At 30.7% G+C, this 12,557-nt stretch carries 15 protein-coding genes; 6 read left to right on the top strand and 9 right to left on the bottom strand.

Going from position 1 to position 12,557, the window contains the following annotated elements; translation table 11 throughout:
- Positions 1 to 116: 116 nt before the first annotated feature.
- The 4 genes from H8S37_RS17155 (at position 117) to H8S37_RS04700 (ending at position 3,031) form a co-directional block, all read left to right on the top strand.
- Entirely contained in the window at positions 117 to 593 is a 477-nt protein-coding gene (locus H8S37_RS17155; RefSeq protein ID WP_207723879.1) for a hypothetical protein, read from the top strand.
- 151 nt (positions 594 to 744) lie between these two features.
- On the top strand, positions 745 to 1,215 hold the full coding sequence (locus tag H8S37_RS04710; RefSeq protein ID WP_186874859.1) for a hypothetical protein: 471 nt from the start codon (positions 745 to 747) through the stop codon (positions 1,213 to 1,215).
- Positions 1,216 to 1,550: 335 nt separating this feature from the next.
- Complete coding sequence (locus H8S37_RS04705; protein ID WP_186874858.1) at positions 1,551 to 2,000, top strand: hypothetical protein; 450 nt, start codon at positions 1,551 to 1,553, stop codon at positions 1,998 to 2,000.
- A gap of 296 nt (positions 2,001 to 2,296) precedes the next feature.
- The gene (locus H8S37_RS04700) at positions 2,297 to 3,031 is read left to right on the top strand and encodes a hypothetical protein (protein ID WP_186874857.1); all 735 of its coding nucleotides are present in this window, start codon (positions 2,297 to 2,299) and stop codon (positions 3,029 to 3,031) included.
- A 107-nt stretch (positions 3,032 to 3,138) separates the two neighbouring features.
- Here the strand turns inward: H8S37_RS04700 and H8S37_RS04695 are convergent, their stop codons facing one another.
- On the bottom strand, positions 3,139 to 3,315 hold the full coding sequence (locus tag H8S37_RS04695) for a hypothetical protein (RefSeq protein ID WP_186874856.1): 177 nt from the start codon (positions 3,313 to 3,315) through the stop codon (positions 3,139 to 3,141).
- 49 nt (positions 3,316 to 3,364) lie between these two features.
- Here H8S37_RS04695 and H8S37_RS04690 point away from each other — a divergent pair, with 49 nt between their 5' ends.
- A complete protein-coding gene (locus H8S37_RS04690; RefSeq protein WP_186874855.1) occupies positions 3,365 to 4,102 on the top strand; it encodes a hypothetical protein in 738 nt (245 codons plus the stop codon).
- Positions 4,103 to 5,140: 1,038 nt separating this feature from the next.
- Here the strand turns inward: H8S37_RS04690 and H8S37_RS04685 are convergent.
- Entirely contained in the window at positions 5,141 to 5,710 is a 570-nt protein-coding gene (locus H8S37_RS04685) for a hypothetical protein (RefSeq protein WP_186874854.1), read from the bottom strand.
- A 692-nt stretch (positions 5,711 to 6,402) separates the two neighbouring features.
- Here H8S37_RS04685 and H8S37_RS04680 point away from each other — a divergent pair.
- Entirely contained in the window at positions 6,403 to 6,663 is a 261-nt protein-coding gene (locus H8S37_RS04680; protein WP_186874853.1) for a hypothetical protein, read from the top strand.
- 496 nt (positions 6,664 to 7,159) lie between these two features.
- Here H8S37_RS04680 and H8S37_RS04675 read toward each other — a convergent pair whose 3' ends face one another.
- The 7 genes from H8S37_RS04675 to H8S37_RS04645 form a co-directional block, all read right to left on the bottom strand.
- Positions 7,160 to 9,058, bottom strand: a complete 1,899-nt coding sequence (locus H8S37_RS04675) for a phage tail tape measure protein (protein ID WP_186874852.1) — start codon at positions 9,056 to 9,058, stop codon at positions 7,160 to 7,162.
- A gap of 58 nt (positions 9,059 to 9,116) precedes the next feature.
- Positions 9,117 to 9,482, bottom strand: coding sequence for a hypothetical protein (locus H8S37_RS04670; protein WP_186874851.1), 366 nt, complete (start codon positions 9,480 to 9,482; stop codon positions 9,117 to 9,119).
- Positions 9,483 to 9,490: 8 nt separating this feature from the next.
- Positions 9,491 to 10,135, bottom strand: a complete 645-nt coding sequence (locus H8S37_RS04665) for a hypothetical protein (RefSeq protein ID WP_186874850.1) — start codon at positions 10,133 to 10,135, stop codon at positions 9,491 to 9,493.
- A gap of 85 nt (positions 10,136 to 10,220) precedes the next feature.
- Positions 10,221 to 10,475, bottom strand: coding sequence for a hypothetical protein (locus H8S37_RS04660; protein ID WP_186874849.1), 255 nt, complete (start codon positions 10,473 to 10,475; stop codon positions 10,221 to 10,223).
- A 146-nt stretch (positions 10,476 to 10,621) separates the two neighbouring features.
- Positions 10,622 to 11,161, bottom strand: a complete 540-nt coding sequence (locus H8S37_RS04655; protein WP_243207068.1) for a PDDEXK family nuclease — start codon at positions 11,159 to 11,161, stop codon at positions 10,622 to 10,624.
- Between the two features lie 277 nt (positions 11,162 to 11,438).
- Positions 11,439 to 12,149: a hypothetical protein gene (locus tag H8S37_RS17225; RefSeq protein ID WP_243207066.1), complete on the bottom strand. Its 711-nt coding sequence runs from the start codon at positions 12,147 to 12,149 to the stop codon at positions 11,439 to 11,441.
- A 7-nt stretch (positions 12,150 to 12,156) separates the two neighbouring features.
- Complete coding sequence (locus H8S37_RS04645) at positions 12,157 to 12,489, bottom strand: phage holin (RefSeq protein ID WP_186874847.1); 333 nt, start codon at positions 12,487 to 12,489, stop codon at positions 12,157 to 12,159.
- Positions 12,490 to 12,557: the final 68 nt, after the last annotated feature.

Here is a 12,557-nt window from a genome sequence, read left to right as displayed (position 1 = left end):
TGAAAATCACTTTTGCAATTGGTATAATATGTAATATCTTGCAAATATCACATATATTTTATATGGATTAAGTAAGATAATTAAAAATAAAATATTGATTCGAATAGGTGATAAAGATGTATAATGGAGAAGAATTAACAATATATTTTTGCCAAAACTGTTATGATAATAATGAGCCAAAAGGAAATGGAGATCCAAAGAACATGCAATATATCAGAGGATATATTGGCGGATGGGGACATGGATTATCAAAATGTCCATATTGTCAGCAAGATATTGTAGATTTGAATTTTACGCATGATGATTTTATAGCTATCAGAACAGCTTCAAATTATAATCGACAGTTTCTTGATGCCATGATTAAACTTCATGATGAAGACATCATTGCTTACGAAACGAAGATGGCCGAACTTCGTGTAAAAGCAAAGGAGTTGGAATCCATTAAACAAGAAGAGCGCAAAACTAAATGTCCAAAATGTGGTTGCACTGAATTTACTCCTTTGAGAAAGAAATGGAGATTGCTCACAGGCTTTGCAACGAATAAAGTAGAGTTAGTATGCAATAACTGTGGATATAAAATGCAACCAAAATAAATACTGAATCAATTGACAAAGGCGATGATAATGAGGTTCTATTATTATATAGGTTCTCATTGTTGTTGCCTTTGTCATAGTTAAAAACCGTTTGTTTTTAAAAATATCCATGTTATAATATACTTGCAATATATTAAGGAGGATTGATTAAATGGCATTTAATAGTCATGTAACAATTTGTTCTAACCGCGATTGTAATGTTAGATTATTATATGATCCAGACAAAGATAACACTGATAAATCTAATTTCTGTTTTAAGTGCGGATCGCCGTTAATACATACAACCATTACCGCAGAGGAAATGTTTTTGATTAGACGTGTATCAGAAGATAGAGAGTTTATAGAAGCTATGATAAAACTCCAAAAGGAAAATATTATAGAGTATAAAAGTCGTATTGCACAATGGAGAGAAGATGCGAAACGTGCTGGGTGTTATGGAACTGAAGAGCAAGCTAAATATGTACCACAGGCAAGTAATCTTCCCAAATGTCCGTATTGCAATTCTACAAATATCAAGAAAATTTCTGCTACAAACAGAGCAGCCTCCATTATAGGCTTTGGTATTTTAAGTAAGAAAATTGGAAAGCAGTGGCATTGTAATAATTGTAAAAGTGATTTTTAAACAGTCTTATTAAATAGCGATAAATCATTAAGAAAGTGAGCATTAACCATGTTCAAAAATTTGATATATGATAAGCAATATAAAGTTATTAGCTCTTTTATCGTATTTGTGTTTTTGATTTTGCTTACAACGTTTATTTACACAGATAAAATTCAAAAATGCTCAGAATCATATGCCGCTGATAATGAAGTGTTAAATTGTTACAATGCATTAAAAATATATCTTGATGAATAAGTATAAACACTTAGTTTAAAATCAAAATATTGTGAAAAATGCAAAGGCAATTAAAATTTTGAAAATGAATATTACATTTACTATAAGGGGGTGTATTTATAATGCCAGATTATATAAAATATTGCGCTGAATGTCAGCGATTGCATTTACCAAAAGAATTCGCATATCCAGTATGGGGGTATAAATTTATTTTACCAGAAGAGGCAACGGAATGTGAATATGGACATCCTATAAAAACATTAAATGTCACATATCAAGACTTTAAGGTTTGGATGGATGTTGCAATAGACCCTAATTTTTTTGATGCCATGATTAAACTTCATGATGAAGACATCATCGAATATGAATTAAAAATGTCTCAACTGCGAACTCAAGTAGAACAGCAGAAGGCAGCAGAAGAAAGCAACAAGCCTAAATGCCCAACTTGTCAAAGTACCAATATTCGTAAAATTACTACAGCTTCAAAAGCAACAAATGCTGTATTATTTGGTTTGTTTGGTAATAAAAGAAAAATGCAGTTTCATTGTAATAATTGTGGATATGAGTGGTAGAGATTAGTTAGATAATTAGTCTTTAGTCATGACTTATTATATGATAAAAAAGTTGCTTCCAAATGTCCAACCACATGCTAAAGCTATCAGTTCCTCGTATATTGATTAATAAATATAGATCACTCAATATCTTTTTATATTTTGGTTTGGGTGGGAGTGGTAGACTAATGTCAGAAGGATTGAGTAAAACATGCACATGTGGGTCTTGTGTGTTTAAAATAGAATCTGAATCGGCTTTGTTATTTATGCTATTATACATTATATAACACCAACTTTCTTGAAAGGATATAAATATTATGTTGTCAAACGATGAGATTGCCGCAATATATACTCAATTTATAAACGACTTGGATATAAAAAGTAAAATGCCAGAAATAATTCCAATGCCGCGTTTAAAAATGCAATATCTTGCACAAGTCAAGCAAATTACGTCCGATATATATGAAATTGCATTAGGAAGTAAATTTTACAATCCGAAAATAAACAAAAAGTATATTATATCAAATCTATATCATGAGTTTACTCATGTTTATGATCAAACTGTTTTACTAACAGATATATATGATAAACAAGAAAAAACAAATATACTCTATCCATATACAGAATATCATGCTGCGCAAATTCAAATAAAAAAATTATTAGAACTATTCCACAATCCTAATAAAAACATTACAAAATCTACAACTATTTATAATGAGAATGGAATTATAACATTAAAAGAATTCATTCAAATTCAAAACGAACAATTTAATTTACGGCTTGAACATGCAAGACGAATTAATTCAAAACAAAACTTTCATTTATTAATGTATTGGATTGTATATAATATTGGATTTTATTCTATATATAACCAGTACAATATTTTTGAGGATTTATTTATCTTTCATTTACCCTTTACATATGTACAAGATGATATGTGTGCTCTAATAGACTTATTAATAAGCACAGAACCATCGGATGCTTTTTGTTATGAATCTAATAATATGATAAACAAAATATCCTCATCTATATATAGTAATGAATTAAAATGATAAGTTGAAAATATTTTAATACGTCACTGATGTTTAAAAGCTGGATTTTCTAAAGAAACTCTGCTAATTAAACCTTAGTTTAATTGGGTATAAATATATTGTTACGCTCACACATGTAAACCATGAGAACGTAGTTTCTCACGACGTTTTTCAAGATATATTTTTTCATATTTCTCATACTCTTGCTGTGATAAAACACCAACTGGATCATCATAAACAAGAGAAGTCATTTTTTTATTATAATCATCAATACATGATTGAATATTTTTATTAATATCTTTCAAACTTTCACCATCCTTTAAAATATTGTGTTTGTAGAAATGGGTATAAATTATGCAGTATAATAAGATAAATAATATTATAAATAGCTATAAAGAAGAATATAAAAAATTCATGCTGATTAGTACATTTCCAGATTTCAATATTGTTATAGATGATACACTAGGCGCAAATCTCAAAACAACCTTTGATAAGGGAATACCAACATTTTTACTTTCCAGTACATACATACCAGAACTAAAATCAAATGCTAGACCAGGAGTTTATCATGAATTAACACATATTTTACATGACAGTACAATTCTTACAGGACTAAATAAACAGCAAAGAGAACCATATATTAAATGGTACACTGAGTATTATGCTACACAAGTTCAAATGAAAGCAGCTTTGGGATTTAACAATTATTATGAAAATTATAAATTTCAATTATCTACAAAGGTTAATGATTGGATTTATAAAAAGAATGTAGCTGAAGATATTGCATATAAAACCTTAGATTATAAATCGACTATTCAATCATTTATAAAAAATAAAGATATATACCATATTATATTACATTCAATTTATTATTTAAGTCAGATTAATTTCTGGAACAAGTATTGCAAAGAAGATGTATCAAAGTTGATTGATTATGAATTTATATCATTATTATTAGGTAAGCATGATATTGAAATTTTAGATGGATTACTAAAAAATCCTGAAATTGATAATTTTTCATATTTTTCTGACTTAAATAGCATCTCTAACCAAATCTCTAACAAAATAATTATGAAATTAAATATACTATAGAGATATCCATCCCACCTGTGGGTCTACCAACATAAAGAAAATATCGGCTGGGAAAAAACTCGGCGGTAGTATATTATTTGGTGTTTTTAGTAGTGACGTAAGGAATACTATGCATTGTAAAAACTGTGGACATAAATGGTAGGGAAATTTATTAATGAATAAAAAACAGTTTTTGAATTCACTGTCCAATAATGCTATCCAGGTAATAAATCAATTTTCAAACATCCCTGAACGAAAACCATGTGATGTTTATTTCTCAGATGATAAAAATTGTGTAAATAAATGGTGATATTGGATTAATCAGTCTGGTACAGAAAGATATTGTTCGATTGTATATGGTTGCGAAAAATTACCTGACTCTACATTAAGATCTAATTTAAAACGTTTCAGATTAGGAATAACTTTCCCGTTAATAGATACTTCAATGGTATCAAACGAGCAGATTGAATCATCCTTTTTCTGGCGTATGAATTTAATATGAATATCATTTGTTATATATTCTTTTATATTAATCAATCCTTTCTTTGATTAGTAGGTGGAGGTAGGAATGAAACTTAATTTGGAACAAGACTGAATCGGTTATAAAACATGTTATGATAAAGAGGGGGATTTATTATGCTTTTACCTGGTATAATTATATTTTGTATCGTTTATTATATTGCGAATGTTATATTTGACAATTCAGGTCTAGCCCTTACTGTAGCTATAGTTTTAACCATTGTTATTCTCTTTTTGTTTGCTATTATATATAATGTTGTTACATATTAATTTATACGTACAATGCAAGACGGTGTTATGAGAGATCCATCTATACAAACTCTTAGAAAAGAAATAGAATTTCTATTTGTGAGATGAACATCTACATGCAATTCAAAGTTCAGTAAATTATTTAAGGAATTTTGATTACTTATATGACAATAGCCGATAGAACCTAAAAAGTCTACCGGCTATGTATAAAAGGTGCAGCAACAACCATGTGTTTATAATAGCATAATATATGTCCAATAAAAAGTACTTTGATTATTTTTTTGTAATAATCTAAATTATTTCAATATGATCCACATCTCGCAAGTTAAAAACAAAATAAGAAGTTTCATCCTCTATTTGCAAAATCTTATCAGTCTTTAAATCTATTTTTTCATATCCACTGACTGCGAACCATGATTCATTACCATTTGTTTCATTAAATCTATAATGACCTAATATATAATAATCGTATCCTTTGAGATATATCTTCATATTTGAACCATGAGTATAATCCAATACATCATTCCATATATCATGATAAGTATTGGTATGTAAATGGTTAAGTAAAAAGGTATTAAATATTTTGCATTTTGCAACCATAGCAATACAGAAACCAATAAATACATTTATTAAAATAGCAATAGCAGAAGTAATATAAATATTATTGCTGATATAAAATAATGATAATAATGAAAGCGTAATATAACTAATAACGCAACTTAGAATAATTGTTGTATTATTATCTGTTTTTACATTTGTAATATGTTTAAATACAAACATCAAACAATACCCAGGAATAATATATTGTAAAATACTTGGTATATTATTTATTAATACTTCTATATTATGAATTGGTATCATCTCCTTATTGCATACTATTTATTTTTTTTGTTCCCTTTGAATGGCTTTGTAACATTAGTGCCATTATTACCGTACAAATTTGTGCTTTTCCTATGTTTTGTACTATGAGCTTTTGTAGATGATTTAATTTGTCTTTTGTTTGATTTATTATTTGGCATTTTCACTTATTCTCCACATGTTTAATCTATATATAAACATATTATATCAGAGAATAGTAGTATTATAAAATATTTTCTACTCCGTTTTTGCAAGTCGGCAGTAGTTTGTGTGATATGTACTAAGTAGGGTAGCAGTAGTGCTAATCATATCCCTATTCGCTTCTCAGGGGCTTTCCCCCAGGTTACGGACTGTATATTGCAGCCAATGATACAATTATGCCTGTATCACGCTGTGTCTTGTCAGCCTCTCGCACGATATATTATGAAATCACACTTTCATTCTAGCATATACCGCGTCGGTGACTACCGTTTTCGTGTAGATACACTTATTCCATTCGGAACGCTATTTATATTAAATGCGCTTTTATCTCATCCGTTTGGCACCATTTCTGGCTTACGGCTTCCCCCGATATTCGACAATTTAGGTTATAACCAAGGTTCGTATTAGCAACTTATGATTAATTGCCGCAAACACCCTATATGTTAATTGCGTGGCATTATTACGCAATCTTATATAAGGGGGCATTTATAACTATGACTTTATATTTACCCGAACCTGTAGCTGATTTCAAAACAGAAAATGCAGCTATTAAAGCAGGAATTCCATCACCAACACTTGTAAGTTTAGTTATGATGTTGAGAAGTCCTGTGCCGGAGTCTATAGCTCCCTTGAATAAATCTGAATCTAAAGCTGAAGTCGAGAGAGATTGGAAGCTATTTTTGAATCCCTCAATTTTCTTATTATGTTCGATAAACTTCGCAATAGTTTATCAGTTGTTGATTAATATTTTATAAATGCTATTTTGAATAATGATTTACATTTAAAAATATTGTTCATTTAATGTTCTCCATCATATAATTAATCAACAACATCTCGTATTTTCATACAAGAACCGACTATTTCTTAACCACACTCATTCAAAATAGAAGAGTAGCAGTCATACCTTTTCCGTTTATGGGTTTTCACCTGCGCCATTTGCGATTGCGCCCGTACTTCTATTGATTCAACTATTCGGGATTTCCACCCTTATTTTTATATTCTCTTTTTAATATGTGAAAAAATTAGAAATGAAATAGAATATTGTTGAATCCCGACAAGGGAATAGTCTGTGAACGTTCACCCTCGGCTCAAGTACCGTATGGTCTACGGGATACGTTAGGGTGCTTCGCTGCATGAACAACCATTGTTTTATCTCTACGTTTTAAAACTGTCATATAGTAGTTTCCCCTATATTGTAGTGTAGAGCTTTAGGTATTACCTGCAATTAAATATGTTCTTATTCGCATATTTCTATGCGATCAGGCAAAATTTGCCTGCTAATGAATCTGTATATGCTTCATATTTCTGTATACTCTGACCAGAAGCATTGTCAGCAGTTTCAATGTATTTCTCTACATTTTCCCACTGCTCCATCAAAACCATAAAATCATTCATGTGATGCGTTCCGGCGAAAGCCTGTGACACTGCTCTTTGTTGTACCCCACTCAGCGAAGTCCAACGGTTAGCTGTTTCCTCAAGTACATCATCAAAATCCCTAAATTCATCCTGTGAGTCTCGTAATGAAATTCCTACTCCACGAAGAACGGTTTCTACATTACTAAGATCCTCACCTGTCTCATAATCTTTCAAACGAGACAATTTAATATTTCCCATTCTTGAGAATATTGCATTCAATGATGTACCAACAGAAGACATACCTTCTTGTGTTGTTTCTCCAATTGCCGCCGCATATGAAAGAAGTTGTTTTGTATCTACACCTGCCTGTCTTGCGTTAGCGGCCACTTCATTAAATGCAGAAGCAAGACCACCTACATCTGTGGCTGATGCCATATCAATAGCAGAAATTTGATCAACAAAATTCATAACCTCAGATTCATCAAGGTTGTATGACTTCATAGCGGCAGTAATGGTTTTAGTTGCATCTTCAGAAGATAAATCACCAATCTTAGATAAAACAATTGAATCTTCAGCAAGTTTTTGTGATTCTTCAATCGACTTCCCTTGCTTAAGCCACTCTGTAGCACTAGTTGCAACATCTGTACTTGTCGCCTTTAACTGCTCTCCAAGTTTGCTATATGTAGACATTAGCTCTTGGGCTTGTGTATTGGTTACACCAGTTGCCATTTGCAAGTTAGTCATGGCAGCATCTACATCAAGTACATTCTGCGCCATCTGTCTCGGAACTTCCAGTATTACATTTTGTAACATTCCATAAATTCCAACAAATTCAGCAATTTGACTGGCTGCACGTTTAAGTTCAGAAAGTCTTGAATTACCTGTTAAACCACGTACTTGCGCTTCTGAAACAATTTGTCTAAACTCTTTATTGTATTGTGAAAGTTGATCACTCGTAGTTGCCTGTTTTTGCTTTTCTGCAAGTGAACGTAAAACTTCACCATATTCTTTTGCCGCCTTTGTATTATTATTAAGCCAAGTCAAAGTTTTGTTTGAAGCTGTAACAGCATCCATACTACTAATTGGTTTAGATAATCCAACTAATTCATTATTTAAAACTTTTACTTGATTCTTACATTTCTCCAGTATACTTGCATATTCATTATATTTTGCAATATACTCATTGGCATTTAACGTTTTTGATAGACCACCATTGCTGACTCCGGTTTTTAATTCTTTTTGTAAACTTAATAATTTTTCAAGACTAGCTTGTGCGGATTTATACGATTCTGAATCAGAACCAGAAAATTTTCTAAGATTTTTTTGAATAGAAGATGTATCCACATCCAAGAAAGATTGAGAGACACGCTTCTTTATTTCTTGGGCTTTTTCTTCAACAGTTTTCATTTGATTCAAGTATTGATCAAACATAATAAACTGTTGACTTTTCCCATAATTCGCATTAGATTTTTTGGAAAGCTGTTTATTCCACCAATCATCATAATTCTGTTGTGCTTTTGTTAATGTTTTTAATGGTTCAGAAAAAGCGTTTCTTTGTGTTCTGGCAACCGCATTTATTTGCTTTTGCAAGGCGGTGGAATATGATTTCCCTGCGCTTTCTCCAAGATTTTTAAATTGCTTATTAAAATTTAAATCCTTGGAGTTTATACCACTAATGTTAAATTTCAAATTAATATTTTTATTCTTTAAACTATTAATTTGCTGTTCTAAACGGTCAATTTTTTCTGCACCATGTGGACGTATATTAACATCAACATTAAAATTTGTCCCCATTGTTTCCCCTTTCTCAGCAAAAAAATAAACCCTCGAAATGAGAGTTTAAATAAATCTGCTATGTGAAATTATTTTCTAAAGCTTGCCTGATATCTTCTTCAGCTTCAAACCATGTGTCTGCCTTACCGAGTATTCCAGAGCCGTTATGCTGGGCTTCTTGAAATACTGGGAATCCTGGAGTCCCCGTGCTATATGAGTGCTCATTGAGATGGATATTATAATGATAACTACCATTGCCACCAGAAGGGGGAATGGAATCTGGAGAGTTTTCATATGCTTTGGTTCTTTTATATCTCTTTGGACTTCCCTGTGAATAAAAGGATTTAATATCTTCTTTTGTCATATCAAATCCTTCTTGGTAAGCTGCATCGACTCTAGGTTTAATTATTTCTCTGTCGATTGTACTCATTATTTTCCCCATCATATCACTTCCTATTTTTCATGTTCCTGTTTCCAAATTTTTAATGCAGTAATTTCCGCATCTTTTTCTTTAAGTTGTTTTTGCTGTTCGGCAATACGTTCTCTTTGGCCCTCGTAAATTTTAGTGTTTGGAACTTTATGATTTTTAATTACCTTATTCATTGCGTTAGCAATAGTTGTTTCAGTAATATTTTTATCTTTCATATTCTGCATAAATTCTACAGCTAATTTCATATCTTCATTAGATATGTTCTGAATATTCAAATTAGCGATACCAGAAAGAGCATCTACAAAAACATCAAGAAATTCGCCAAGTTTACGCAGTGTATCTGAGCCATGGATAATTTGCTGTTTTTTAAATTTAATAATATCAATGGCATGCTTTTCTATTTCACAAATATCACTATTATGTTCTTTTATATCATCAATTAATACTTTGATCTGTTCATCAGCCATTACTGTATCATATACAGATTCATTTTCCTCGAATGTTATACCGTTAATACAATATAATGCAATAGCAATGGTTAATGAAGATTCATAATAATAAGGAGTATATTCACCATCTGTAAAACATGCGGATACAATATTATCAATCATATTTATTTTGTCAATAAGCGTTAGTTCCCTAATTGCAATTTCATTAGATTTTGTCATATATACATTTCCTCACAATTCTCAAAAAATTAATAAAAAAGGAAGCCTAATATAGACTTCCCTTTTATCATATGAAATTAAGTTTTTATTTCAATAACAACTCTTTGATTTCATCAATAGTCTTGCCAGACTTTACAATCATTTCTACAAGTTCTTCTTTTTCCTTTTCAGCAGCTTTAGCGGCTTTTTGTGCTTCATATTTAGCTTTATCTTTTTTCAGTTGCCTAAGAACTAATCGTTCTGCTTTAGTGTCTTCTACAAGCTTTGCAATTTTTCCCTCTGATGACTTAATCAATGCATCATAGTCTTTTTCAGATACTTTTTTACGTCTACCAGCCATTGGAATACCTCCTATACATATTTATAATTTTGGCTCAAGAATACCACTTTATATATAAATAGTAAAGGGATATTTTGTAAAAATATATATAAAAAAATAATGATGGAATGTGATGATTACACGGATCTAGAATTCGACATATTTTATCAGAAAACACAACATACTTCTAAAAGAAAATTATCAATATTATAACGATAACGAGTACGTTTTTTATCATTTTCTATATTAACGGGATTCATTTGAAGAACATCATTATAATTAATTGATTTTTTTAACAGGGTAGAAGTGTACTGGAGAAAGTCTTTAATGTTTACAAAATATGTAGCGTTATTTTTATTGCGAAAATTTAAAATGAATCCACATATAACATTGCTGTATTTGCTCCATTTTTGTAATCCAACTATCTGATTCTTTTTAATTTGAAAGGTATGTTTTTTACTATTATTTTCAAAATCCTCTCTCCAGAATGAAAACGAAGATTGTGTTGATTTTAATTCGATAGGTAGTAGCTTTTGCCGAGCTGTATCAAAAAGAAGAAAATCGCATTCATTATCAGAAGCAAATCTTGTATTAGTTCCTCCTGAAAATGAAGCAGCATTATCATTTAGTCTTTTAAACCAACAATAATCAGGAATTGATTTTTTAAAGTCATCTTCAAATAATTTACCTTCATTTTTAGATATCAATATCACCAACTTTCTTTGGAATAGAGTAGAAGAGCAGTGATTCAGCATATACTCATCTACCCTAAATATCCTTAGCACATCGCTGAATATCAAGTGCTAAAAATATTTATATATTGGCTTATTATAAGTTTAGATTTTATAGTAATTTCTGCATTCACCAGTTTTAACCAACAATTACGTAAGCAGATTTTACAGCTATGTATCAAACTTTCATTAATTGATGTATATCTATCGTATAACTGGTGAATGCACTATGTGTTAATAGTAAGACTGACATTTATAGTTCTTCTTGTTTCAATTTCGATACTACAGGGATTACTTTTAAATGTTGTTTCACATATTTGTATTTTTCTTCTCGTTTATGATTTCCACCCAACTTTTTATAGGCAGCATAAATTCCTTCAAATTCCTCAACTTCGTTTTCTGGGATGCCATCTAAAGATATATATCTACTAAATCTTTGATCAATTTTATCACCAAGAAGCTCCATACTTCCAAACATTAAGGCTTCAATTTGCTTTTCACGTTTATCACCATTTTGAGCAACGACTTGGATACTATCCACTAATTCTTTTTGTATACGAAAACTTTGTTCTCGATCATGTACACGGTTTTCAGCAAATTGGTTGATTTGTTTTTGTGTTTCGGCAATGCAATCTCGAATTTCTTCTGTGACTTGTTTAATATTATCACGTACTAATTGGTCATGACGTATAGATTGATTGACACTTTCCTTATGCGTGCGCCGAAAATCTTCCATATCATTTGTATGTTGCTGTTGTAAAGAAGAAAGGCTTTCAGCAGTTTTTACAAGTAACTCACGTTCTTTGTCGCGTTTTGTAGTAATACCAAATTTCTTTTTAAATTTTGACCATAATTTTGCAAAACATAAGATACACGAAGCGATAATCGGAGTTGCTATTAATAATGATGTAATTATATAATTCCAGTCTATACTTATTATCGTAACAATATCATCCGGTTTCATTTTTCAATTATCCTTCCGTATGTTCTGTATCCTTATATGTATTCTTCAGTTTTTCAATCATATCCTCAACTTGTTCTACGAGGAGTTCACCGTCTTTAATTCCATCTGTAATCTGTTGTGCAATCTGACTAGGCTTTGACACATTGAAATTGTTATATACACCATACGCAGTAGTTGCAATCAAGAAGATAGTAGATATAATATTAGAAACTTCATCATTTGTAACTGGTAATGTTTGTATTCCAAAAATCTGTAAGATAGCATTAATTAATGCTACTAATAAAACGACAACGCCAATAACATTTTCCTTTGTAAGTCCTTTTAAATTAATATTCTTCATTTTTTTCTCCCTTCTTATTAGGATTTGATTCTAGCCAATATTTCCAAACCATTTTTGTTGAAGGTTTA

Origin of the sequence: Mediterraneibacter hominis, from assembly GCF_014287475.1 — a bacterium.
Lineage (GTDB): Bacteria > Bacillota > Clostridia > Lachnospirales > Lachnospiraceae > Mediterraneibacter > Mediterraneibacter hominis.
The sequence above is the reverse complement of the archived record's forward strand: the minus strand, read 5'-3'. Positions and strand labels throughout refer to the sequence as shown.